Consider the following 24,202-nt stretch of genomic DNA (forward strand, 5'->3'; position numbering starts at 1 on the left):
CGATAGTAAAACGTTAGTTTAAACTAATCCGGGAATATCTTAGATATTTTCTCCTGAAGAACTTCGGCGGTGAATGGCTTTACTATGTAATTATTAACCCCCGCTTTAACGGCTTCTATAACATTTTCTTTTTTTGATTCAGCCGTAACCATTAAAAATGGCAAGTCTTTTACGGTTTCGCTCATTCTGACCTTTTTTAACAGCTCTATGCCGCTCATTTCCGGCATATTCCAGTCCGAAATAACAAAATCGTAATCTCCGTCGATAATTTTCGACAGGGCTATTTCGCCGTTTTCAGCTTCATCTATACTTGAAAAACCTATCTGCTTCAAAATATTTTTAATAATTCTTCTCATAGTGGAAAAATCGTCTACTATGAGAATTTTCATAGAAAGATCTATCGCCATATGTAGTATCCCTTTAAAATATTTAAAATTATAATAAAAATTTATATTTTTATCAATTACTATTATGATTATTATACGTCTTAATCACTCGTAAATATTTTTAACCGCCTTTTTGGCTATTTCTATTATCGCATTCCATTTAAAAGGCTTCTGCAAAAATGCATAACTTTCAGACAATTCTTTTTTGTCGGGTATATTCGAAGACACGAGTATTACCGGTATTTTTTTAGTATCTTCGTTTTCTTTAAGATTTTTTAATAATGTTATGCCGTCCATCTCCGGCATATTCAGATCGGTCACTATAAGGTTTATATCTCCCTTTATGACTTTTTCTAATGCTTCATATCCGTCGGAAGCGGTTTTTATTTTAAACCCCGCACTTCTAAAAGCAATGGCCATAAATTTTATAACAACTAAGGAATCTTCCACTATTAACACCGTGTAATTTTTCATATCATTCCTTCCTATATAACGGCGTTTTACCTATGCCGACTAACTTAAACAAGGCCGATACGGAATGAAGCGATTCCGAATGCCCTAAGAACAGGTAACCACCGGTTTTTAAGCCTGTATATATATTCACGACGGCTTTTTTTTTCGATTCTGCATCAAAATATATTATAACGTTTCTGCATAAAACGACGTCAAAGAGATTAAGCAATTTTATTTCTTTTACATCCATAAGGTTTATATTTCGAAAAACCGTAATGTTTTTAATTTCATCTTTTACATTGTAAGTATCGTCGTCGATTTTGTTAAAATATTTACGTAAAACAGCCTCGGAGGCATTGCGTAGAGTGTAACCGTTATAAATACCGTTTTTTGCCGACGATAAGACTTTTTCACTGATGTCCGTTCCGACTATTTCAAATTCAACATTGGATAAAAAGATATTTTCTTTTATTAAAATGGCGATAGTATAAAGCTCTTCGCCGGTAGAACACCCCGCACTCCATATTCTTATTTTTTTATAAGCGCTAAAACTGTTTGCCGATATAATCTGTTTCAAAATATCTACAAATATTTTAAGCTGAGGCATATCCCTGAAAAAACTGGTTTCGTTTGTCGTAACGCTGTTTAACAGCTCTTTCATCTCTATTTCTTTCTCTGACGAATATTTTAAATAGTTATAATAATCCTCGAAATTAAGCAGATTTAATACAGAAAGTCTTTTAGAAAGCCTTGTCTCTAATAGATACTTTTTCTGTTCACTAAAATATATGCCGGATATTTCATAGATAAAAACCTTTAATTTATTAAAGGTATCATTGGATAAGTCCACATTTATATAATCCATTAATTTCTAATTTTTTATGAGTTCTAATGAAAAATCTCTCAGGTCTTTATCTATAGATAAACTATATTCCTTAATAATAGGATCGGACTTTTCTTTATCTATACCTCTCAATGCCCGCAATAATGCAATTTTGACCATTTTGTTTTTTTCTTTACACAAAATAGAAACAAGTTTCTTAAAACTATCCTCGTTGCCCAATTTTTGAATTAACTCAATTATTTTGTATCTGAATATATCGGAAGACCTAACTGAACTGAGAAAATCAAAAAACACATGTGAATCCTTTTCTCCCGATTCAAGAAGCGATTCTAAATAATTTAACCTGACCTCCTCGTCGTCGTCTTCGAGCAAAAAAGACATCTCGCCTTTATGGTTAATTAAATCGAATTTTTTAAGCACTTTTGCCAAAAGCCTTTTTAACGGCACAGACTTACAATGTTTAAGTGGTAAAAATTTTGCATATAAATCTAAAATTTCTTTGTCGTTTAGACCACGCTTCTTATTGCCGAGAATAGTCAGCGAATATTCAGTCGCTTTGATATTTTTCAAAGAAAGGTTATCTATGAAAAAATAAATATATTTTTTATTCCGCCCGACATTCAAAAAATTGGATAAAGTTTCTATGTAAGCATCTATTACGTCGGAATATTTTTCCATAAGAAGATTGGTAAAAAATTTTTCTATATAAGAAGCATCTTTAGTAATGTGCCCCAATAAGGCAACGGAAGACCTTCTGACGTCTCCGTCGACGTCTTTCATGTAATCGTTAGCAACGATATTGGACAATAAAAGCTCGTAATGAGTGGATGACAAGCGTTTAGCATATTTTAAAAGGGGAAGTTTTATTTCAATAAAAAACTTTCTATCTTTATAGAAATCTAAAAGATTTATTATGTCACCGGGCATAATCTCAGATAAAACATCAATAAGTATATCTATCTTATCCAAATCCGACGATTGACTTAATGATTTTATATGTTCCATTATATACTTAGGCCTGGTAATCTTTTTTAATATATTTTTCACATAAACGTATTCAAGTTCGTCCATATCTGTTTTTTGATAATAATCAAACATAAACTTAAATATTTTTCTTGATTTTTTATGATTAAATAAGGAAAAATAACACAAAATGGAATCTATAGTATCTCTTTCTTCATAATCCAACAAAGAAAATATACTTATTTTTAAATTAATTTCGGATAACCTATAGCACAATTTCTTTTTGGCTACGGATGTATTTTTATCGCAATCCCCTATAAAGCATATTTTATAAAAACTTTTGAGTATATAAATTTTATCCAATTTAAATCTAACATTATTATTCGAAAGATATAAAAAAAAATCTGCTACTTCATCCCCGCCCATTTTAGACAACGATTCGATTATTATATTTCTAACAACCCTGTCTTGAGTCGCCAAAAACATCTCTTTTAATTTAGGAAACATACTCTTTAATTTTAATTCTCCTATAGAAAAAACAGCTGCGGATAAAACGAAAAAATTGTCGTTAAGCGCTCCGACAAGAAGTTTCCCCGGATTAAGTTTTAATATTCCTATAGATTCTATCGCGTTGGCTCTGGTAATTTCATCGCTGCTACCCGCAAGTACGATTAAGGTTTTTTCGGGTAGTTTTCGCGGCTTAAAATTGCCGTGTCTTATAAGCTCGGCAGCTATTCTGTCATATTTTCCGCTGTTTTTACCTACATAATCAAGCAAAAAATTACCGTTTTGCGTTGATATCCGTTTTAACGTATCGAAGGAATTTGACCTTAATTTTATACTAAATGAAACAGAAACAGAAACATCCATGAGTTTTTTAATCAATCCCTTTTTCCCTGAGTTTGCTTTCGTACCGACGATAGCGTTCTGGGCAAACTCGACTATGCTGGGGCTGTCTGAATTTAACAAATCAACAAGCCTTTTTTTGTCGTCAGCCGTCCCGGTTTCGGCAATATTCTTTATTTCCTCTATGGTTGCTTCTAAATCCATTACCATTTTATTCATAAGATTTCAGTTTTAACCTTAATTTTATAATAGCTTTAGAATGAATCTGACAGATTCTGGATTCCGTTAAACTTAATATATCTCCTATTTCTTTTAATGTCAGTTCATCATGATAATACATCATTAAGACATTTCTTTCAATCTCTCCCAATATATCTATGCATTTTTGTAGAATATTTTTTTTCTCGTCGATCAAAAGATTGTCTATTACGGAAGGGTCTTTGCTTTCTAACGAATCTAAAGATTCAAGGCGTGTCTTATCTAAAAACATAAAATCCTTATCCGATAAAAACGATGCCCCTCTTATCTTATAAAGCATATCGTTAAATTCGGAGATAGTCGCGTCTAATTCTATCGCTACTTCGTCATCTGCGGGCATTCTCCCTAATTTCTGCTCTAATTTTGAATAAGCCTTCTCTATTCTGCCGGATAGTTCGCGAACATTTCTCGGCATATAATCTAACTTTCTTACACCATCCAATATCGAACCTTTTATTCTTGTTATGGCGTAAAACTTAAAGTTTTCGTTTTTGGACGGATCGAACTTTACCGCCGCGTCTATCAGACCCCCTATCCCCATATCTATAAGGTCGTCTCTGTTGACCATACCGTTAAATTTTATCATCATAAAATTAGCGACTTTATTAATGAGATTGTAATTCTCTTCTATTAATTTTTTAGATCTCTGATTTATTTTTTCCATATTATTCATAGCAAAAAACCCTAAAACGACATCAGTAATTTGTTTAGAAAAAATTGGACATTGCCGTTGGATATCTTACTGTCTTTTCTGGACAATATGCCGTAAGCTATTTTTTTGATACATTCCGATGCCTTCGAATCCGGAAAAATACTTAACGCCGGTTTTTGCATTATAACCGAACGAGAAATATTATCGTCGCTCAAAATATGCCCTAGATAATTTAACGTTACTTTAAGAAATTTATCCGAGACAAGACTTAAATGTTTATAGACTTCCTTTGCTTCTCTCTCGCTCCTGACGTTATTTATTATGATATAAAAATATTTTTCACTGTATCTCATGCTTAAAACCTTTATAAGCGCATATGCATCGGTAATAGACGTGGGTTCCGGAGTAACTACGACAAATATTTCACTTGCGGCGATATTAAAATACAAAACATTAGAAGATATACCTGCGCCGGTGTCTATCAAAAGAATATCTACCGATTGCCCCGAACCGTCAAGAACACCGGCAAATTCGTCAAACCTTGACATTAACGTGATTTTTTGGGATTCGGAAAGGTTAGATAATTCAGATACACCCGAAGAAGCGGGAAGAACCATTATGCCGTTAGGGTCGGTCATTATTACATCCTTGAGCTGTTTATCGCCGTATATTACCTGTGATATATTATATTTAGGAAAAAGCCCCATTACAACGGAAACATTGCCCAAACTTAGATCCGCATCCATTATCATAACTCTTTTGCCCATGGAAGCAAAACAGTATGCGAGATTGCAGACTATATTGGTCTTGCCTACACCACCTTTGCCACTTGTTACAGAAATTATTTTTGTATAAGTATTCTGTTTTTTTTGTCTTTTCATTTTTTAATTGCCCCTTAAAATTGTACAGATTTTGGAAAAAATAAGTTATAAATATTTTCGGAATTCGCTTCCTCAATATCTTCGGGAACGTTTTCCCCTGTCGTGATAAAATCAACAACTGAATCCGGAAGTAAAAATAGGCCTGCAAGATTACCGATGTTTTTGGACTCATCCGTTTTAGCGATAATGATGCCGGTAACAAAGGCTTTGTTCCTAAATGATTCGTAAGCCCTAACCGCTTCCTGTTGTTTGAGGTTCGCAGGTAATAAAAGTTCAACGTTTATTTTTCCTTTAAATTTATAGAAAAATTTTGCAAGATTGTTTAGTTGAAACAGATTGTTATGATTAACGGCAAAGGTATCGATTATTATGACGTCCGACCGGGAGTTAGAAATGAAAGCGTTTAATCCGGCTTCGTCTTTGATCGAAGCAAAATCTATCTTAAGCCTGCCGGCATATTTTTTTAGAGTCTCGCATCCCCCTATTCTTGAAACATCTATTGAACAGACGGAAACATGCATATTTTTTTCGAATATGAATTTATTTATAAGTTTAGCCACCGTTGTCGTTTTTCCGGTTCCTCCGTTCCCCACGACGGCAATAATAATTTTGTCGTTAAACGTATTCCTCAGTTTTTTTCCCTCTACCTTTTTTTCGATTATTTTTTTTAAAAATTTTTTAAAATATCCTATTTTTTCCTCTTGCTTAAAATTAGTTAGTTTTATGTTTTTAAAGAATATTTCTATTAATTTGACCGATATCTTTCTCTCAAATGAAAGATTATCTAAATAAATAAGTAATTTATTATCTTTTGTCACTGTTTTCGTTTTTTCATCCATTAAGACATTTAAATCAAACTTAATCTCATTCATTAATGCTTTTATATCTTTAAATTTAGAATCCACGGTATATATAACCTTTTCTTCCACGATACTGTCGAAGTTATCCTTTAAAAACTTTATGTCGTCGTATAGCGGAGTTAGCAGATCCTGATTAACCCGCAGATTCTCTTTGGGCGGAACCATATCATTATCCCCATAATCCACTGCGGCGACCACCTCTACGAAAGGTTTCCCAAAAAACCCCAGATCATTGGGACCGCTTACCTGCCTCGTCGAAATTATGACGGCATCCTCACCGAGGTCTTTTTTTATAAGTTCTATGGCATCATGGATGTCTAGCACTTCATATCTTTTAATCTGCATATTATATCTCTATGACCCCTATCGGCTTAATAGTTACGTTTCGGGACAGTTCTCCGGTAGAAATAACCGTTATACCGGGAGCTATTTCGTTCAAAATGTTTTTTAAGTAGAGTCTTATCCTCGGGGACGTCAATATTACAGGTGATAAACCGGCATCAAAGGATTTTTTTACCCCATCCTTAACCGCTAAGATGATTTTATCGTAATAGGATTGGTCAAGTCCTGAATACTCCGGTCCAGCCTCTTTAGTCTTAGCGTATTCACTAAGCATAACCGACTCTAAATTCTTTCCGAGTGTAAGAAGTCTCACGACGTTATCCTGCCCTATTACCGTTTTGGTTATAGTTCTTTTCAGTGCGCTCCTCGTTAACTCGGTTAAAATAACCGGGTCTTTAGTATTTGGACCGTAATTATGAAGAGCCTCTACTATCGTAAGCATATCTTTAATGGGAACCCCTTCGGAAAGCAGATTTCCCAAGACATTCTGAGCTATGCTGATAGAGATAACACTCGGAATAAGATCGTCCACGATCCCTGGATATTTGGCCGACAATATATCAAGAAGTCGTTGAACATCCTGCCTCGTAAGTAGCTCGGACGCATTGTTCCTGATTATTTCGACTATGTGCGTCGCTATGACCGCCGGTATCTCCACTATCGTCCACCCTGCTGCCTGAGCCTTTTGTTTTAAGTCTTCGTCTATCCACAAAGCGGGTAAGTTGAAAGCGGGCTCTTTTGTAACTATACCCGGGATATTTTCAGCAACGTTTCCCGGATTCATGGCGAGAAGCTTACCGGACATTACTTCATAACGCACGACTTCCACTCCTTTAATTAAAAAGATATATTCGTTCGGCTTTAAATTGAGATTGTCTTTTATATGTATAGGCGACACGATAATTCCCATATCCGTCGCCAGTTGCTTTCTTATTCCCTTTATCCTCTCCAAAAGTTCTCCATTTTTAGATGCATCTACGTAAGGTATAAGATTGTATCCGACCTCCAATTCAAGAATGTCTATCTGCATTGCATTTTCGATAATTTGAGATTCGGGAATCTCCTTTTTATCGGCAAGAGCCTTTTTGCCGGATTCAATCTTTCTCTCGGCCGCCGTTTTAGAGACAAAATAAGATATAAACCCTATGATAACGGCAAATAGAATAAACGGCCAATGAGGAAGCCCCGGAATAATACCGAAAAAGAAAATAATGCCACTTGCAGTATACAATACCCTCGGATTTGATAGAAATTGATATGAAAAGTCTTTTGAAAGGTCACTCGCACGGGTGGCCCTCGTCATTATAATACCGCTTGACATCGAAACTATTAAGGCCGGAATTTGAGAAACGAGGCCTTCTCCCACGGTAAGCAGTGTATAATCCGATGCAGCACGAATAATAGTCATATGATGCTGAAATATTCCTATCAAAAGACCCCCTATAATATTTACTATTATAATTATTATAGCGGCTATAACATCTCCCCTTACAAATTTGCTGGCTCCGTCCATAGAACCGTAAAAGTCGATTTCTCTTGTTAAATCCGACCTTTTTTCTCTCGCCTCCTCTTCGGTTATAAAACCTGAATTTAGCTCTGCATCGATGGACATTTGCTTCCCAGGTAAAGCATCAAGCGTAAATCTTGCCGATACCTCTGCAACCCTGGTAGCGCCCTTCGTTATAACTAAAAAGTTAATCACTATAAAAATTATGAAAATAACTATTCCTACGGCATAATCTCCTCCTACGGCAAATTTTCCAAATGATTTTATGACTACCCCGGCGGCGTCCGGTCCCGTATATCCGTATAACAGTATAAGCCTCGTAGCTGCTACTTCAAGCGAAAGCCTGAATATGGTAGCTACTAAAAGAATAGTAGGAAATATAGAAAAATCTAACGGTCTTAATATATAAACAGAGATTAGTAAAATTATTATACTAAAAGAAATAGAAAAAGTTAAAAATATATCTAACATCCATGTGGTTATCGGAATGATCATAAGCCCGATAATCACCATAAAAAGGAGCGCAAGTATTACGTCGGAATTTTTAAGAATTACGTTACCGGAAAATGTGCTTCTCTTAACCTGTTCAATCATTATTTAACAAAACCCCATATTTCTTTAAATTTTTTATTAACCGTATACAAATGGGCAAGTATTTCAGCCACGGCTTTATATAAACTTTCAGGAATAGCTTGCCCCGGCTCGCACGTTTTATAAAGCATTCTCGCCACATACTTATTTTCTATCATGGGGATATCGTTTTCTACGGCAATCTTTTTTATAAGAAAAGCCAAATTATCTGCCCCTTTTACAAGAAGAACCGGGGCGTTATGTTTTTTACCGTCATATCTAAGCGCTACGGCAAAGTGCGTTGGATTAGTAATAACTACGTGAGCGGTTTTCACATTTTTTAAAATTTTTCTTCTGGCTATTTCTTTTTGCATTTTTCTGATTCTACTCTTTGTTTTAGGATCGCCTTCGAATTGTTTGGCTTCATCCTTCACCTCCTGTCTGGTCATCTTCAGATCTTTATTGTACTGATACCTCTGAAAAAAGAAATCGGCGATCGAAAGAATAACCATAACCAATATTATATTAAAGAAAAGCTTATAAAGAAGTTTAAACATAAACATTGCATCATATGACGGACTCATATATTGTAAAACAAGTATTTTTTTTAAATAAGGCGCAAGCGTAAAATAGACTACAGTACTTAAAACAAAAAATTTAAACACGGATTTGAAAAGTTCATTGAGAGATTGAAATGAAAAAAATCTTTTGGCGCCGGAAATAGGGTTTATTCTGGTAAAATCAGGAATTAACGGCTCAAAAGTAAGCAATAAGCCTACTTGAGCTAAATTAGAAACTATAGAAGCAAAAAAAACTATAATTATAAACGGAAGAATGGCGTAAATAACAGCATAAATAAGCCCGTCAACAATTTTAACGCATTCGACGTAATTTAAATTAGGACTAGAAAAATTCGATAAAAAATAAATTAACTCTGCCGATATAATCTTACCCATATGGGAAACATTGAAATATAGGTATATCAGCATAACTATGAATACGAAAGTGGTGCTTACCTCTCTCGATTTCATTACCTGCCCTTTATCTCTTGCTTCCTGTTTTCTTTTAGGAGTCGCAGACTCCGTCCTGTCAAATCGATCTTCCGCCATAATATTGCAATAATATTAACTTATTAACGATAAAGAATTTATTAAATGAATAAATTCTATTTTTAAATTTGAAAAAGAATTTATTACATAATTCGTAAAATAAGGCGTAGAGATATAAAGTATTAATAATCCAACCGCTATAGTGATAGGAAAACCTACCGCAAAAATATTGAATTGAGGGGCAAGTCTCCCCATAAGCGCAATAATCACATTCAATAAAACGGTAACTATAATTATCGGAATACTTAAATCGAAGCCTATTAAAAACATCTCCCCTCCTTTTTGCACTAAATACTGGAAAATAAAGGGTGAAAAACTTACAAACGTCAACGGAATAGTCTGAAAACTTCTATATAATCCCTCAATAATAAAGAAAAAAGCGGATGTTTCTATTAAAATCATTAAAGCTAAAAAATTCTGCATATTAGATATAAGAGAAACACGCTGATTAGACACGAGTGGATTTAAAAGATTTATCATTCCAAAACCTATCTGAATACTGATAAGTTGCCCCGCAATCTCTACCCCCGTAAATATAATCAGGACTAAAAAACCGAAAATAAACCCTATTAAAATCTGCGAAATAATATATAGGGCCAACATAGACAAAGCCACATGAGGAATCACCTGCGTTTTGATTACTAAAGGATATATTATAAGTGACATAAAAAATGCCAGGCCTATTTTCCCCCATGCGGGGACGGCGGAACTCCCGATAAAAGGCATAATCACAATCATTGAGATTACTCTAAAAAAAATCAGTATAAATTCTATTAACAGATACTCATGGATAACTATCATCATATCGGAATCAGCTACCTCCTCTTATATATTGCGGGAAGTGTGTAAAAAGTACTATAGTAAAATCGGCCAATATACTTAGCATCCACGGACCAAAGACCAACAAAACTACGATTACTACTATAATCTTGGGAACAAACGTAAGCGTCTGATCCTGGAGCTGCGTTACCGCTTGAAACATACTTATTAATATTCCTATAGCAAGGCTCGCTATGAGCGGAGGGGCACTCAAATAGAGAACGGTCATTATTACCTTTTGTATGATAAAATTAATGAATGATATAGACATATTGCCCCCTATTTAAAGCTTTGAACTAAAGAACCTATTATCAAATACCAACCGTCAACCATCACAAAGAGCATAAGCTTAAACGGAAGGGAAATCATAGTGGGAGGCAACATAAGCATCCCCATAGACATTAAGAGACTCGAAACTACAAGGTCGATTATTAAAAAAGGCAAATATATAAGAAAACTTATCTCGAACGCGGTAGTAAGCTCACTTACCATAAAAGCCGGAATAAGAACGTAAGTAGGCACATCCCGAGGTGACGTTACACTTTTGATTTTAGCCATTTTTACAAAAAGCTCAAGGTCCTTAAGCCTTGTCTGTTTCAGCATGAATCCCCTGAACGGTTTTATACCTTCTTTGTAGGCTTTTTGTATTCCTATCTTGCCTTTCGTGTAAGGAATATAGGCATTTTTATATGTTTTACCTATAACCGGAGCCATAATAAAAAAGGTGAGAAAGAGGCTTAATCCTATAATTACCTGATTCGGCGGTTCAGTGGTAAGACCAAGCGACGTTCTTAGGAAAGACAGGACTACGACTATTCTAACGAATGACGTCATCATTATTAAAATAGAAGGCGCAATGGAAATCACCGTGAAAATAAGAAGTATCTGAATAAGCGTAGAGACTTCGCCATGATGTGCGTGTCCCGCAAAAGTTATGCCGGGCAAAGTTATAAGCGCGGAATTTCTAAAATTTTTTAATATTCCCGTTTTCATTATTATTATTTTCCATTAATCCCTTTAATCTTTCTTCTATATCGAAGAATACGTTGTCGGCTTTGTTCTTGAATCTCGCATTCGATATATTTTCCACCTTAAAAGCATTAGATTTATCGTTACTATTAACATCTTGATATTTTTCCGTATTTGTTTTTTGGGAAAATCTATCTTTATTTCCGGTTTTGACCTGATTTCGCAATATATCCGCAAACTTGCCGTAAGACTTGATAAAAGGAGATGTATCAGGGGTAGCATCTTCGGAAGAATAACCCATGACGTTGTCAGACTCGTCCGCTATTGCCCTACCGTTAATATCTGCGTTGCCATTATCGCCGAGGTTATCGCCCGAACCGTTACTTTTACTTTTAATATGCCCTATCACTTGAATATTAGATTGAGATAAACCTACGAGGAAAAGTTCTCTATTTACATCTATAAGGAGTATTGACTTCTTATTTCCCAAATTAATGGAAGATATTATTTTCAAATTATTTGTTTTTTCCTTTTGTGAGATTCTACCTTTAAATTTGTTCATCAAAAAATACACTAAATAAATTAAGCCTATAATAAGGGCTAAATATACCGCCGTTTTTACTATTTCAAAACTGATGTTAAATATAGGTGCACGTTTAGATGTAGCCTTGAATGACGATAACGGAAACGCCGCCAGCTTTAATTTGCCGCCGTTAATGTGGAACTTTGTATTTTTAATTTTTGCTTTGACGGACTTAATAACGCCGGGTTTGACAAATGCGGAACCCTTTCCTATATTTTTAAATATACCGTAGGCAAAGACATGATTAACTTTTATTATGAAATAACTTCCATAAAATGTTCCATACATATCTTTTTTACTTATTTTAATATTTTTATCAAAATAAATTACTACGTCTAATCCTAAATTTTTATTGGGTATTACCTCTACGGCTTTGAATAATCTATTTTTAAATTTAATGAATTTAGATTTCATATCCGATTCAGTATTCTTAAAACTAAGCCGTATGCTGTAATTGTTTAAATTTAATTTTTTGACAACGCTGTCGGGTTTTCGGTTGAACTTGAACCAGATAAGACTTGAACCTTTGTTATTAGAAGTATATATTCGTTTTAAATATAAAGAATTACTTTTCAAACCGGCATAACTAATACCCGGAAAAGCGCAGATATAACCGGAAAGTGCAAGTGCCACGGCTATAACAAATAATGCGGGCATTTTAAATTTGTTCATAATTTTTTAACCCTTTCTACCGGGCTAATGATATCGGTTAATCTGACGCCAAATTTATCGTTGACCAAAACAACCTCGCCTCTCGCCATAAGTTTCCCGTTAACATATATATCTAACGGCTCCCCTGCAAGTTTTGTGAGTTCTAATACCGACCCCTGTCCTAATTGAAGCATATCGTTTATAATCATCTTAGCTCTTCCGAGTTCGACGGAAATAGTAAGCGGTATATCCAAGATGAAGTCTAAATTTTTCGGCGGTTCAGTTGTTTTATCAGATTCGTCAAATGATGCAAATTCAAGTTTTTTTATGGGTTTTCTGACGGTTTCACCGATATAAGAATCAGAGTCAATGTTATTTTCGTCAGCACCTCCGCTCTGTGCAGTAGCCTCCGCTTTACGTTCGGTCTCTATAGCGTCCGGATTTAAATCTATATCCTGCACCGTATCAGTACTACCGCCATTATTATTATTTGAGGCATCCGTTTTCTCGCTCTCTTTGTGCGTACCGGCTTCTTTTTTTAGCGCTGCCTCGGATTCTTCTTTAAAAGCATCATCCCAACTAACGTCATCGTTGGAATCTTCAGGACCTGATTTCTGCCGTACCAATGACTCCGCCTCTCCGTCATTTTTTTGTTTCCTTAAGTCTAAATCTTTTTTAGTTTCACTCATAATAACCCTCTTTTCCCACAGGTATATCGGATATCAATTTTACCGCAACCTGATTATTAATTTTGCCCGGATATGCAATGAATTTTGGAACATTTTCTATCTCCACGATTAAAGGTTCTTCTATTTTTTTATCCAACACTATTATGTCGCCTTTTTTTATCTTTATGAAATCTTTAGCGGTAACATTAGTTGTTCCGATGTTTACTTTTATATTGAGTTCGGATTCCTTTAATCTATCCTTGAACCTCTCTATCCACCTTTGGTCTATTTCCAACTGTTCACTCTGAAATCCGCTGTAAAGTTTTTCCTTAACCGGTTCTATCATTGAATACGGGATGCAAATCATAAATCTTGACACCGCTCCTTCTATATCAACCTCAAACCTGTTTATGATAACAACCTCAGTCGGCGTTACGATAGTAGCAAACTGAGGATTTATTTCGCTTCTTTGAAAATCGATATCTACGGAAGTAACCGGCGTCCACGCCTGTTTCATGGCATTAAACGCCATATCTATTATTTTTCTAATTAGTTTATTTTCAATGGGGGAAAAATCCCTGCCTTCTATTTTAACGTGCAAGTCTGTGGTTCCGCCAAAAAATATGTCTATAAGATTATAAACAAGCCTTGCGTCTAAAACAAAAATTCCATAACCGCGAAGGGGCGGCATTTTGAATATCGTAAGGCTCGTCGGAAGTGGAATATTTTTTAAAAATTCTCCGAACTTTTGCATATCTACTGAGGTAGCCGTTATCTCCGCAACCTTTCTCAAAGCAGAAGTCAATTCGTTCCTGAATAAACGGGCAAACCTTTCGTTCATTATCTCAAGGGTAGGCATCCTGCCCCTGACTATTCTATCCTGTGATGCCAAGTCGTACGGTCTTATGCCATTGGTTTCTTCATGCTTTTCCGCCTCGACGGTACCGGACGATATTCCCTTAAGCAATGCGTTTACTTCTTCCTGAGATAGTATATCCGTCATTTTATTATTTTACCTATTATTGCTCAATCCTGTCAGTTGAATTACGGTAACTTTATGGATAATCGATTACTGAACCAAATAATTATTAAAATAAACGCCGATTACGGTACCGCTGCCCAGAATCCGATTAAGACTCCTTGCTATCTGATGCCTCAAAGAAATTATCCCTTCTGGATTCTTGACATCCCTACTTGTTTTGGAATTTAAAATCATAATTATGTTATTTCTGATTTCGGGAATAAGCTTTTTAAAAAGACCGGCATTTGTACCATGCTTCAACTCAATGGAAATAGAAACCTTTATGTAAGACGTAGCACCCCTATCGGCAAGATTCGTCAAAAAAGGTTTAAGGCTCATCATTGGTCCGGGTGTTCTCTGTGGAAAAAAAGTAGCAGGTTTACCGGAGGTTTTACTATTTTTATCGTTCTTTGCAAATAAAAAATGATATGCCGCAAAACCTCCGCCCAAAATAAATATAACTAAAATTAAAATGAAAATAATTTTTTTTGCTCCGCCTTTCTTTTTGGTCGAATTGATTTGTGAAACGGCAGACATTTCATCCTCGTCAATACCGCCCGTTCCCTTATGCGGTTTTTCTACACCCGGTCTATCAGCCACTTACATACCCTCCGCCCAATAAAATTTTAATTATTATAAATTTTAAATACACGTATATAATATTAACGATAATTAAAAGGTTGAAAACGCAATAATTATGCCATCAATTATATAATAATTACGGCAGACCGATCCTCACAAATTAATAACAAAATCAATATAATATATGCGGGATATATTGATACACCGGCAAGTATGTATCGTCATTATTTTGACATGATTGAATCAGTTTGACCTTCCGGCAATGCTATCCGTAAAAAATACCGCCTCTTTAGTCGGCATTCTCGATATAATCGCCGATGCAACCCTTGGAGACATATGAGAAAGAATATATACGGCTATGTTTTTATCTATAAGAGGAAGAATACCTGCCGCCTTCCCGGGGTCCATAGAAGAATATAACATAACTAAGTTGTTGACCCTTGCTTGTTGCGCCAATTTTATTTGATGAATTTTGACTTCTATTTTCTTAAGTTCTTCTAATTCCGATTTTATTTGTATTTTGAGAACTTTAACCTCTTCTTTTTTTGCCGAGGCACCGTAGACGTTAGCAACACCGGCAAAGAAAGCATTAAATAAAAACATCGATAGAATGGCGAACATTATAAATGCTATGGGCGTGTGCAAAATTTTAAGCATATTTAAATATTTACACAAAAAGGCAAGACTTGTCAATAGCTCAAAGTAATTACATTATCCTAAAATTGCCGAGTGCATTTTGATTCGTAACAGGATATATTTATCGGAGAAAACGGTTGGAGGTAAAATCGGAAATGACGGCCTCTTCGTGTTTTAATTCGGAAATTTTGTCTATCGCAAGATATTTTTGCTTAAGTTTATTAATTTTCTCATATTCTATTTTTGCTTTTATAAGCAGGGTTTTTTTATCTTCAAGCTCCAATTCGACTAATTTTTTTGTTTTCAGTAATTCATTTAATTTAAAATCTAATGATTTAAAACGCAATTCAATAAGGTTATAATCGCAAATATTAGAAATATTAAGAAAGCGGGCGGGATAAGATTTTTTATAAGAATTTACGGAACTTTGGACATCGAAAATTTTCAAATTAAGCAAAGCTATTTCTTGTCGCACATTAGAAAGTTCTAAATATTTCTTATCTAAAATAGTTTTTCGATAATTTAATATATTTTGAAATTTAAAAGCCATAAAATAAGTTTAAGCGATTAAAGTTAAGAGCTTAATATTAAACAAAATAATCGATTAAAGCATCCGGGTTTCGATACGCAAAACCGTCAGAAGCCGAAGAAGCGATGCCAAGAGTCGATGTGCCGACGTTATAAAAATTATTGCCTAATGTATTCCTAAATGCTTTGCCTCCCTTATCCCTCGCCCGGTTATTATTATAATCGGAACCGGAACTTACGTTTAAATTGATAGAAGAAAATCCCTGATTTTTTAGGGTATTCTGCAATGAACCAAATGCAGACTGAAGCATATTTTTGGCGGCCTCATTCTGGGCAAGCATACTTATCGCTATAGAACCGTTGGAAGCCGAAGAATTTAAAGAATTTGCGGTAGCATTAGCATTATTGATAGATATGTCTATTTTAACGGTACCGAGAGATGGCGGGGTAAGAGTGATAGTAGTCGATTGAACGCTATTTTTGAGCATAAACACAACGGAATTTACAGCGGCAGAGCCGTAGGTTTCGCCACCGGATTCATTGACGTCATTAATATGCCCACTTGATAAATTAAGTCCGGGAAAATTTCCGTTAGGGGTAGAGTTATTAACCCTCGTCCCGGAACCTTGGACAAAACCTGCATCAATAAAGTCGAGAATTTTATTGTTATTATTACCAATATCAGCATTCCCATTTTTACTTTCGGAATTTTTGCCGTCCATCCCCGAAAGAACAGACTTTGCTTCGCCGTTTAAAGCGGCCAAATCGAAAGCATTTGCAATCTCCGAGTTTATGGAATTCGAATGTGCTCTTTCGGTAATTCCGTTAAATATCGATTTCTTGGAATTTGCATGTGTTGCTTTTGTTTTGCCGGATGCATCTTTATTATTTTTATCTGAAGCACTATCCGCAATCTTTTTATCTTTATCTCCGGTCGCGTCGGATAAACCGGCCTTATCCTTTTTAATGTCTTTTGAGTCTTTTCCGCCAATATCATTTATTTTTTGTTCCAAATTCTTGGATTTATTTATGCTTTTACCAATACCGTTAGAATATACGTTGCTATCAACGTATCCATGTTCGGATTTTACGTTTGTTCTGCCACTTTCTTCGCTATTGTTCTTTTTTTTTACGGAAACAGACATGGTAGTATTTGTATTCCCGATAAAATACGGCACATGTCCAACTCCCTTGTTATTATTATTTCTTATTTTTACACCGCTTTTTTTGTGCCTATCTTTTGCATCGGCATCATGCAAACCGGACAAATCAGTCGAATTATTATTCGTAGAAGAGGCAATTTTCTGCGAAACGGTATCGACGGCAGAATCGTCACCGGAATTATTATTCTTAATCGAATCATTGAGTGCTTCTCCAAATCCGGTATTTCTGCCGGAATAGGACTCCGAACCAGATAAGGAAACGTATCCTTTCAACGAAGAAACGCCTCCGCCGAAATTAGCGGGAGAGAGCGATGCATCAACAGATAAATTAGATGTAAGATTATTTAACATAAGTTATATGTCGTCATTTTAATGTAAAATCACCAATCCCGAATTATAGAAAAGCTTTAAAAATAAATTTTAATATAAGCGTAAAATCCTTGTTTCATTAGGGAATAGCGGTTTCGAGAGCCCTCAATACGGAATTCTCTGTCGTCAGGACCTTGGAATTTGCGACGTAAGCATTCTGCGCAATTATCATATTTGTAAATTCCGACGAAATATTAACATTAGACTGTTCCAATGCCGAATCAGTAATATAACCAAAATTTCCGGAATTTGCTACGCCGACTGCCGGCTGACCGGATGAATAGCTCTGTGAATAGAGACTATTACCTTCAGAGACAAGCCCCGTGGGTGAAATGAAATTTGCAAGCGCAACCTGGTAAAGATACTTCGTCTGACCGTTCGAAAAGAGCCCTGAAATCCTTCCGCCCTTATCAACCGTGAAACTCGTAAGAGTTCCCGTAGAATATCCGTTCTGGGTAAACGCTGTCGCGGCGGAAGTCGCCGCATACTGAGTAACATTGTTAAGATTTAAAGCTACACTTAACGGCTCAGATGCGCCATCCGGAAGCGTCCCCGGTGCCGGGTTAACATAAGCCGGGACGTCCGTCAATGTTTGAGATATTCCGGATGTAATTTGACCCTCGGAATTGAAAGTGATATCTGGAGTGGTAGAGTTTAACGCTTGTCTTTGAGCGGCAGTTCCATTAATCTTATAATAAACGTTCCAATTTCCCGCCGTTGAGGATGACGGAGCAAAAGTAACGGTCATCGGAAGCGAGTCTCCCAACGAATCGTAAGCATTAATAGTTGTGGAATAATAATCGTTTGCCGGACCGGTTATAACGCCTCCGCCTGCCGTAAACGAACCGACGGAGGGAATAGGCATTGCATTTGATAAATTTACAGTACTGTTGGAATTTACGCTTGCGACGTTATTAAAAAATTGATAAGGATCGTTCGTAGATGAAGTCGCGGTCCCATTTGTGTTTATCTGTATATTCGACCCTGCCAAAATACCGGATACACTCGTGAGACCAAGGGTATTCTGCGAAATAGCAGTATTTTCAAGAACGGAAGACGTAAGCGGAGAGGATAATGTGACGGAAGTAACCACCGAACCGGACGGCAGTGTCGCAGGGGTATATGTCGTACCTCCGCTAACATAAGAATCGACTGTGTATAAATTATCGGTTCCGTTGCCGTTGCCTATAAGCAAAGAAGTCGGAGCATTTCCAGTAGTACCATTATAAGTCATCGTAACGTTAAGGGCTGATGAACCGACGGCGGCACTCGACGTCAAATATCCTCCCATAAAATTTCCCGCCGTTGTCGTAGGCGCCGTCTGCGTAGATATATTCGAATCAAGATTAGCGGTAAGCACGGCAGTCGTAGTAGCCTTGGGCGGTATTGCCGATGTCGTAAGACTTATAGGTTGCGGGGTACCCGATGTAGAAACCCCCTGAGCATTTAAAGAATAACCCTGAACGACATTCTGACCGGTAGAATCGACTATCTGCCCCTGCGCATTTTCGCTAAACTGACCGTTTCTCGTATAGTAGCTCGAACCGTTCGGTGACCGCACTATAAAAAAACCGTTTCCGTCAACCGCCATGTCTAAGGGATTTGAAGTAGTCTCCATTGCCCCCTGCCCGAATTGCTGTTGAATAGAATAAACCGACGTTCCGAGTCCTTCTTGAGAACTTGAAACGCCGCTTAATGTCTGACTAACAAGATTTTGAAATATAGGGTTGGAACTTTTAAAACCGATCGTATTAGAGTTGGCTATATTGTTCCCGATAATGCCTAAGTATGTCTGATTAGCATTTAAACCCGATACTGCGGTAAAAAGGGCATTGACACTCATATTCATTCCTCCTTAAATTTATAACAACATTAGTATGCCAATTAATTGACTATTTCTTTTATTTTATTATATTAAATAATCCAAAGAGTTTTTCCACTGTGCGAGAATGCCCGCATAATTTTTTGTATCAACCTACACTCGTAACGCTCGATAGCGGAACGATGGAACCGTTACTCAGTTTTAGTTCGACTGCACCTTTACTCGATGTAGTTAGTCCGGTAACCGTAGCATTTGAATAAGCGGTCACGGTTAACGGATTACCCGCTGCATCTGTTGCGTTAACCGAAAACGAGTAGTCTCCACTCGGCGCCGATGAACCGTTATTTTCGAGCCCGTTCCAATTAAACGATTGAGGACCTAAATTTCGCGGACCCAATTTTGTGTTATAAACGAGATTTCCCGAACCGTTATAAATATCTAACGACACGGAATTAGTATTTTGAGGTAAGGAATACTTCAATGGCATGCCTACACCGCTCGTAAATCCAAAGGAATTACCTTTTGCCTGAACCGTCTTGCCTATCAGGCTTACAGTGCTACCGAGAGCTGCCTGATTTTGCGAGGATACTAAACTCTTAAGTGTTGAATTCATGGATGTAAGCTGATTCATAGAGTTAAATTGAGCAAGTTCGGAAATAAAATTAGTATTCGACATAGGTTCTAATGGATTTTGATTTTGAAGCTCCTTGACCATTAGATTCATAAAAGTATTTTCGCTTACAAGTTTGTTGGAACCCGCAGAATTGTTCAAATTAGGCGCTGCTGCGGTAGCAACGTTAAGTAATGAATTTACAAACATTTTTTCCTCCTATGTTTTTAAAAAGGAAAATTTTTCCTATAAAACCATAAGAATAATTTTACTTTACACATTAACAGCAAATACTATGCCAAAATTGAGAAATTATTCATAACTTAATATTATAATCCCAACTCTTTAATCTTATTCCTTAGCGTCCTTGCGGTTATTCCAAGTCTTTCTGCGGCTTTTGTCCTGTTTCCATTCGTTTTTTTAAGAGCGGCGATAATAAGTCTTTCTTCCATTTCCTTAATGCTAAGGGACATGAAAGCGGCGCCGGACACCGAATCGGAATCAGATGCGGTTTTCTCCGCCGGAAACCCTGCGGCACACGACATATCGGATAATGCAATCGATGTTCTTTGAGGCTTTGTCGCTCCATCTGAAACAGTGGCAACCGAACTTATATCTACATCACTTTCCGCTGCGGTAAAGGAGAGATTAAATCTCCTAAAATGAACGATGTCTATTGCTTCATCTTTCTGAGCAATGATTACCGCTCTTTCTATTATATTTTCAAGCTCCCTTATGTTTCCGGGATAACTTAGCGAAATTAGATACTTCAGTGCCTCAGGAGTTATTCTTTTACAGTCTCGGAAATATTTTTTTACATACCGCCTCATAAAATATTTTGCAAGGGGCAGAATGTCCTCCTTTCTTTCTCTTAACGGCGGGATATGTAAACGAATTACGTTAAGTCTATAAAAAAGGTCTTCCCTGAAAGTCCCTTCCGATATAATTTTTTCTATGTCTTTATTGGTAGCAGCTATGACTCTGGCATTGATATCTACCGGTTCATATCCCCCTACCCTATCGATGGCTTTTTCCTGAAGGACACGCAAAATCTTAGCCTGAAGATTTTTATCCATATCGGCTATCTCGTCGAGTAAAATGGTACCATTGTCTGCTTGCTCAAATTTTCCTTTTTTTGACGAAACCGCCCCTGTAAAGGATCCCTTTTCATAGCCGAAAAGTTCACTCTCTAAAAGCGTAGGAACTATGGCAGAGCAGTTAATGGCTATAAACCTACCCTCTCTTTTACTGAGACCGTGTATCCTTTTTGCCACGACCTCTTTTCCGGTTCCAGATTCACCCGTTATCAGAACCGTCGCATCTGTCGCCGCAGCAATGCCTATAAAAGAATCTATTTCTTTCATTTTTTCCGATTCGTATATAAAATCTGATTTATCGGAGACACCGTCGTTATTCTTACCGGTATTCAACGCAGAGGATAAAGAAATAAATGCGGAAATTTTTTCCGCATTTACAACTACCCTTTCAAAATCGGTAATATCAAAAGGCTTCAAGAGATAATCGGTTGCACCAGATTTCATAGCTGTAACGGCACTTTCCACTGTTCCATATGCCGTAATAATTACGAAAGGGATATTTTCATAGCCGTTCCGCTTTCTTATTTCGTGCAAAAAGGAAACGCCGTCCATTCCCGGAAGACTTAAATCGCTAATTATAAGAAAATAGTTGCAGGCGGTATTGTCGATAGATTGCAAGGCATCTTCGGCGGACGCAAATATCTCCCCTTCCCTGCCGGTTTTTTTCAAGCTTATGCTTAATGCAGAACGCATGTGCCGGTCGTCGTCCACTATCAGCACTCTGTCCCGCATATTTAAATTCAATGCTTTATTATTAGACATATATTTAAATACATTATAATATAAAATAACAAAAAAGGTTAATTTTATGGTAAAATTTTCCATATGACAAAAGGACATATACAACCGATAACGGAAATTATAACCGGTAACGAGCTTAAAAGGGCATTCGAATCCTTTGAAATCGCATCTCAGAAGCTTTCGGAATATTATAAAAATCTTGAAGACGAGATTAAAGATTTAAAGGAAAACCTTAACACTGTCTTGGAAAGCTTGCCGTTAGGCGTAATAATAACGGACGGCAACAATATCGTTAAATTCATAAATAAATCATTATCGGAACTTATTCCCGAATATGATCTTGTAAATTATTTGGACAGAAGTATAGACGATTTCTTAAATTTTTTCTTTAACGATGGTGCATTAAATCACTTTATAAAGCCGATTTTCAACCCGATAGAAAAAATAATGAAAGTAGGCGGCGAAAGAGTTATTCCAGTATTTTTATATGTAAAAAATATAAATACCGGCAGTAAAAAAAATTCCGGAAGAATTTTTATAATACAGAATATTGAAGAGATAAAAAAATTTAAACGATTAGCAGAATTAGGAGAAATGTCGGCTAAAATAGCACATGAGATAAGAAACCCGTTAGGTTCTATAGAATTGTTCGCTTCTATTTTGCAGAAAGAGCTAAAAGATAAAAACAAAGAACATCTTGAAATTATTTCGCACATAATATCTGCCGTCAAAAATATGAACACGACGATAAACAACGTGCTTGAATTTTCTAAAGTAGTTAAACCTGCACCGTCAAAGTGCAATTTACTCGAATCAATTAATAAATCCATTATTTATGCATCATATATAATTAAGCAAAAAAATATAAAAATAATAAGAGAAATAGATAAGAATATTTCAGCAGAAATAGACGAAAATCTTATCGAACAAGCCTTTATTAATATATTAGCTAACGCAGCGCATGCGGCTCCAAGCAATTACGGAATTATCGACATTAAATCATCTATCCTACTTTTAGACAACGAGAGTAGCTATATATGTATTAATTTCGAGGACAACGGACCCGGATTTTCTAAGGATATAATCAAAGATATATTTAATCCTTTTTTCTCTACTAAAAAAAGCGGCGGTACGGGCTTAGGACTCTCTATCGCCCTAAACAACGTTATGATTCACGGAGGATACATAAATGCCGATAATTCGGAAAAACTCGGTGGTGCAAAAATTAGCGTTTTCCTGCCATATTTGGCATAGATATTGCAGTAATTACAAACAGGTAATATTATACAGATCATTAACACAGATATTCCAATATTGAGGTTTAAGATGTAAATTTTAAATCAGAGAGGTTAAGAAATGTTTAGCAAAATATATGATATTTTAGGCGAAAGCCTGAATGTACTTAGCGACAGGCAAAATATCATAGCATCCAATGTTGCCAATGCGAATACGCCCGGGTACAAGTCCAAAGAATTGAATTTTAAAGATGTTATGAAAAATCTTGTTCCTTCGCCCTCTTCCCTTCCGATGGAGGCAACATCACGTAAGGATTTATCTTATGAAAATATTTATAATGCTGCGGAACGTGACGGTTCGGGGTTCATTAAATCTTTCATTAAAAATCAGAAAGACGAATCGGTACCGGCATTAGATGGAAATACCGTCGAAATAGGCAGAGAAATGAGTAATATGACCTCTAATGCGATAAGGTTTCAAGCTGTAGCGGGTTTGTTGTCGAAGAAATTTGCGACACTGACATATGCTATAACTCAGGCTAATCCATAACACGGATTAAGATATATTAAAAAGTTAACAGAAATGAACAAGAACGAAGGTGTATTATGAGTTTTAACGATTCTTTAAAGATTGCGGCGGAAGGTCTTAATGCAGAAAGAATAAGAATGAACGTCATCGCTTCCAATCTGGCTAATATTAATACCGATAACGCCGGAAACGGACTGCCCTACGTGAAAAAAGAACCTGTTTTCGAAACGGTTAAATTTAAAAATTATTTCGGAGTAGAGGTATCAAAGATAGAAAATGTAAAAAATCCGTTTTCAGAAAAATATGACCCCGGTAATCCTTTAGCGAATAAAGCAGGATATGTCAAAATTCCCAACATATCCTCTATAAAGGAGCTTGTAGATATGATATCGGCAACAAAGGCATATAAGGCAGATGCAGAAGTTATCGCAGAATCAAAAGCCATGGCTCGTGCATCGTTAAAAATTTGACGCAGTTATATCCAATGACCGATAACTATTTCGGTTAA

25 protein-coding genes are annotated in these 24,202 nt (G+C 36.2%); 3 read left to right on the forward strand and 22 right to left on the reverse strand.

Translation table 11 applies throughout. From position 1 onward, the window contains the following. Nucleotides 1-23: 23 nt before the first annotated feature. From ACMCNP_RS00780 to ACMCNP_RS00885, 22 genes are all read right to left on the reverse strand, one after another. Nucleotides 24-407 carry a chemotaxis response regulator CheY gene (locus ACMCNP_RS00780; RefSeq protein WP_419312491.1) on the reverse strand — a complete coding sequence of 128 codons (384 nt, stop codon included), beginning with the start codon at nt 405-407 and terminating at the stop codon, nt 24-26. A gap of 84 nt (nt 408-491) precedes the next feature. Next, nucleotides 492-860 (reverse strand): response regulator, encoded by a 369-nt coding sequence (locus ACMCNP_RS00785; protein ID WP_419312493.1) that lies wholly within the window; start codon nt 858-860, stop codon nt 492-494. A 1-nt stretch (nt 861) separates the two neighbouring features. Further along, nucleotides 862-1,704 (reverse strand): CheR family methyltransferase, encoded by an 843-nt coding sequence (locus ACMCNP_RS00790; protein WP_419312495.1) that lies wholly within the window; start codon nt 1,702-1,704, stop codon nt 862-864. A 6-nt stretch (nt 1,705-1,710) separates the two neighbouring features. Next, nucleotides 1,711-3,711 carry a HEAT repeat domain-containing protein gene (locus ACMCNP_RS00795; RefSeq protein ID WP_419312498.1) on the reverse strand — a complete coding sequence of 667 codons (2,001 nt, stop codon included), beginning with the start codon at nt 3,709-3,711 and terminating at the stop codon, nt 1,711-1,713. Then, nucleotides 3,704-4,423, reverse strand: a complete 720-nt coding sequence (locus ACMCNP_RS00800) for a sigma-70 family RNA polymerase sigma factor (protein WP_419312501.1) — start codon at nt 4,421-4,423, stop codon at nt 3,704-3,706. The genes ACMCNP_RS00795 and ACMCNP_RS00800 overlap by 8 nt, the downstream gene beginning before the upstream one ends. 11 nt (nt 4,424-4,434) lie before the next feature. After that, nucleotides 4,435-5,283, reverse strand: coding sequence for a MinD/ParA family protein (locus ACMCNP_RS00805; RefSeq protein ID WP_419312503.1), 849 nt, complete (start codon nt 5,281-5,283; stop codon nt 4,435-4,437). A gap of 14 nt (nt 5,284-5,297) precedes the next feature. Beyond that, a complete protein-coding gene (locus ACMCNP_RS00810) occupies nt 5,298-6,488 on the reverse strand; it encodes a flagellar biosynthesis protein FlhF (RefSeq protein WP_419312506.1) in 1,191 nt (396 codons plus the stop codon). A gap of 1 nt (nt 6,489) precedes the next feature. Further along, nucleotides 6,490-8,586 (reverse strand): flagellar biosynthesis protein FlhA, encoded by a 2,097-nt coding sequence (flhA, locus tag ACMCNP_RS00815; RefSeq protein ID WP_419312509.1) that lies wholly within the window; start codon nt 8,584-8,586, stop codon nt 6,490-6,492. Next, complete coding sequence (flhB, locus tag ACMCNP_RS00820) at nt 8,586-9,671, reverse strand: flagellar biosynthesis protein FlhB (RefSeq protein ID WP_419312512.1); 1,086 nt, start codon at nt 9,669-9,671, stop codon at nt 8,586-8,588. The genes flhA and flhB overlap by 1 nt, the downstream gene beginning before the upstream one ends. 15 nt (nt 9,672-9,686) lie before the next feature. Continuing rightward, nucleotides 9,687-10,475, reverse strand: a complete 789-nt coding sequence (gene fliR / locus ACMCNP_RS00825; protein WP_419312515.1) for a flagellar biosynthetic protein FliR — start codon at nt 10,473-10,475, stop codon at nt 9,687-9,689. 7 nt (nt 10,476-10,482) lie between these two features. Then, a complete protein-coding gene (gene fliQ / locus ACMCNP_RS00830; RefSeq protein WP_419312517.1) occupies nt 10,483-10,761 on the reverse strand; it encodes a flagellar biosynthesis protein FliQ in 279 nt (92 codons plus the stop codon). Nucleotides 10,762-10,769: 8 nt separating this feature from the next. After that, nucleotides 10,770-11,483 (reverse strand): flagellar type III secretion system pore protein FliP, encoded by a 714-nt coding sequence (fliP, locus tag ACMCNP_RS00835; RefSeq protein WP_419312520.1) that lies wholly within the window; start codon nt 11,481-11,483, stop codon nt 10,770-10,772. After that, nucleotides 11,455-12,714 (reverse strand): FliO/MopB family protein, encoded by a 1,260-nt coding sequence (locus ACMCNP_RS00840; protein WP_419312522.1) that lies wholly within the window; start codon nt 12,712-12,714, stop codon nt 11,455-11,457. The genes fliP and ACMCNP_RS00840 overlap by 29 nt, the downstream gene beginning before the upstream one ends. Continuing rightward, nucleotides 12,711-13,382, reverse strand: a complete 672-nt coding sequence (gene fliN, locus ACMCNP_RS00845) for a flagellar motor switch protein FliN (RefSeq protein ID WP_419312525.1) — start codon at nt 13,380-13,382, stop codon at nt 12,711-12,713. Before fliN ends, ACMCNP_RS00840 begins: the two co-directional genes overlap by 4 nt. Next, nucleotides 13,375-14,364: a flagellar motor switch protein FliM gene (fliM, locus tag ACMCNP_RS00850; RefSeq protein ID WP_419312528.1), complete on the reverse strand. Its 990-nt coding sequence runs from the start codon at nt 14,362-14,364 to the stop codon at nt 13,375-13,377. The genes fliN and fliM overlap by 8 nt, the downstream gene beginning before the upstream one ends. Before the next feature lie 66 nt (nt 14,365-14,430). Next, a complete protein-coding gene (locus ACMCNP_RS00855) occupies nt 14,431-14,982 on the reverse strand; it encodes a flagellar basal body-associated FliL family protein (protein ID WP_419312531.1) in 552 nt (183 codons plus the stop codon). Between the two features lie 225 nt (nt 14,983-15,207). After that, nucleotides 15,208-15,621, reverse strand: a complete 414-nt coding sequence (locus ACMCNP_RS00860) for a MotE family protein (RefSeq protein ID WP_419312534.1) — start codon at nt 15,619-15,621, stop codon at nt 15,208-15,210. A gap of 100 nt (nt 15,622-15,721) precedes the next feature. Then, complete coding sequence (locus ACMCNP_RS00865) at nt 15,722-16,150, reverse strand: flagellar export protein FliJ (protein ID WP_419312537.1); 429 nt, start codon at nt 16,148-16,150, stop codon at nt 15,722-15,724. 37 nt (nt 16,151-16,187) lie between these two features. Next, complete coding sequence (locus ACMCNP_RS00870; protein WP_419312540.1) at nt 16,188-17,642, reverse strand: flagellar hook-length control protein FliK; 1,455 nt, start codon at nt 17,640-17,642, stop codon at nt 16,188-16,190. A gap of 97 nt (nt 17,643-17,739) precedes the next feature. Beyond that, nucleotides 17,740-19,503 (reverse strand): flagellar hook-basal body complex protein, encoded by a 1,764-nt coding sequence (locus tag ACMCNP_RS00875; RefSeq protein WP_419312542.1) that lies wholly within the window; start codon nt 19,501-19,503, stop codon nt 17,740-17,742. A gap of 127 nt (nt 19,504-19,630) precedes the next feature. Then, the gene (locus ACMCNP_RS00880; RefSeq protein WP_419312545.1) at nt 19,631-20,302 is read right to left on the reverse strand and encodes a flagellar hook assembly protein FlgD; all 672 of its coding nucleotides are present in this window, start codon (nt 20,300-20,302) and stop codon (nt 19,631-19,633) included. A 119-nt stretch (nt 20,303-20,421) separates the two neighbouring features. Continuing rightward, nucleotides 20,422-21,951, reverse strand: a complete 1,530-nt coding sequence (locus ACMCNP_RS00885; RefSeq protein WP_419312548.1) for a sigma 54-interacting transcriptional regulator — start codon at nt 21,949-21,951, stop codon at nt 20,422-20,424. A 63-nt stretch (nt 21,952-22,014) separates the two neighbouring features. Between ACMCNP_RS00885 and ACMCNP_RS00890 the strand changes: the two genes are divergently transcribed. The 3 genes from ACMCNP_RS00890 to flgC all read left to right on the forward strand — a co-directional run bounded on the left by ACMCNP_RS00890 (nt 22,015) and on the right by flgC (nt 24,164). Continuing rightward, nucleotides 22,015-23,184 (forward strand): sensor histidine kinase, encoded by a 1,170-nt coding sequence (locus ACMCNP_RS00890; RefSeq protein ID WP_419312551.1) that lies wholly within the window; start codon nt 22,015-22,017, stop codon nt 23,182-23,184. Between the two features lie 102 nt (nt 23,185-23,286). Continuing rightward, complete coding sequence (flgB, locus tag ACMCNP_RS00895) at nt 23,287-23,715, forward strand: flagellar basal body rod protein FlgB (protein WP_419312554.1); 429 nt, start codon at nt 23,287-23,289, stop codon at nt 23,713-23,715. Between the two features lie 56 nt (nt 23,716-23,771). Then, entirely contained in the window at nt 23,772-24,164 is a 393-nt protein-coding gene (gene flgC / locus ACMCNP_RS00900; protein ID WP_419312556.1) for a flagellar basal body rod protein FlgC, read from the forward strand. Nucleotides 24,165-24,202: the final 38 nt, after the last annotated feature.

The sequence above is a fragment of the Candidatus Acidulodesulfobacterium sp. H_13 genome (genome assembly GCF_048541835.1).
Classification (GTDB): Bacteria; SZUA-79; SZUA-79; order Acidulodesulfobacterales; family Acidulodesulfobacteraceae; genus QIJE01.

Coding starts and splice junctions, on each gene's coding strand:
- ACMCNP_RS00780 (WP_419312491.1), bottom strand. CDS start 407: ATGGCGATAGATCTTTCTATGAAAATTCTCATAGTAGACGATTTTTCC.
- ACMCNP_RS00785 (WP_419312493.1), bottom strand. CDS start 860: ATGAAAAATTACACGGTGTTAATAGTGGAAGATTCCTTAGTTGTTATA.
- ACMCNP_RS00790 (WP_419312495.1), bottom strand. CDS start 1,704: ATGGATTATATAAATGTGGACTTATCCAATGATACCTTTAATAAATTA.
- ACMCNP_RS00795 (WP_419312498.1), bottom strand. CDS start 3,711: ATGAATAAAATGGTAATGGATTTAGAAGCAACCATAGAGGAAATAAAG.
- ACMCNP_RS00800 (WP_419312501.1), bottom strand. CDS start 4,423: ATGAATAATATGGAAAAAATAAATCAGAGATCTAAAAAATTAATAGAA.
- ACMCNP_RS00805 (WP_419312503.1), bottom strand. CDS start 5,283: ATGAAAAGACAAAAAAAACAGAATACTTATACAAAAATAATTTCTGTA.
- ACMCNP_RS00810 (WP_419312506.1), bottom strand. CDS start 6,488: ATGCAGATTAAAAGATATGAAGTGCTAGACATCCATGATGCCATAGAA.
- flhA (WP_419312509.1), bottom strand. CDS start 8,586: ATGATTGAACAGGTTAAGAGAAGCACATTTTCCGGTAACGTAATTCTT.
- flhB (WP_419312512.1), bottom strand. CDS start 9,671: ATGGCGGAAGATCGATTTGACAGGACGGAGTCTGCGACTCCTAAAAGA.
- fliR (WP_419312515.1), bottom strand. CDS start 10,475: ATGATGATAGTTATCCATGAGTATCTGTTAATAGAATTTATACTGATT.
- fliQ (WP_419312517.1), bottom strand. CDS start 10,761: ATGTCTATATCATTCATTAATTTTATCATACAAAAGGTAATAATGACC.
- fliP (WP_419312520.1), bottom strand. CDS start 11,483: ATGAAAACGGGAATATTAAAAAATTTTAGAAATTCCGCGCTTATAACT.
- ACMCNP_RS00840 (WP_419312522.1), bottom strand. CDS start 12,714: ATGAACAAATTTAAAATGCCCGCATTATTTGTTATAGCCGTGGCACTT.
- fliN (WP_419312525.1), bottom strand. CDS start 13,382: ATGAGTGAAACTAAAAAAGATTTAGACTTAAGGAAACAAAAAAATGAC.
- fliM (WP_419312528.1), bottom strand. CDS start 14,364: ATGACGGATATACTATCTCAGGAAGAAGTAAACGCATTGCTTAAGGGA.
- ACMCNP_RS00860 (WP_419312534.1), bottom strand. CDS start 15,621: ATGCTTAAAATTTTGCACACGCCCATAGCATTTATAATGTTCGCCATT.
- ACMCNP_RS00865 (WP_419312537.1), bottom strand. CDS start 16,150: ATGGCTTTTAAATTTCAAAATATATTAAATTATCGAAAAACTATTTTA.
- ACMCNP_RS00870 (WP_419312540.1), bottom strand. CDS start 17,642: ATGTTAAATAATCTTACATCTAATTTATCTGTTGATGCATCGCTCTCT.
- ACMCNP_RS00875 (WP_419312542.1), bottom strand. CDS start 19,503: ATGAGTGTCAATGCCCTTTTTACCGCAGTATCGGGTTTAAATGCTAAT.
- ACMCNP_RS00880 (WP_419312545.1), bottom strand. CDS start 20,302: ATGTTTGTAAATTCATTACTTAACGTTGCTACCGCAGCAGCGCCTAAT.
- ACMCNP_RS00885 (WP_419312548.1), bottom strand. CDS start 21,951: ATGTCTAATAATAAAGCATTGAATTTAAATATGCGGGACAGAGTGCTG.
- ACMCNP_RS00890 (WP_419312551.1), top strand. CDS start 22,015: ATGACAAAAGGACATATACAACCGATAACGGAAATTATAACCGGTAAC.
- flgB (WP_419312554.1), top strand. CDS start 23,287: ATGTTTAGCAAAATATATGATATTTTAGGCGAAAGCCTGAATGTACTT.
- flgC (WP_419312556.1), top strand. CDS start 23,772: ATGAGTTTTAACGATTCTTTAAAGATTGCGGCGGAAGGTCTTAATGCA.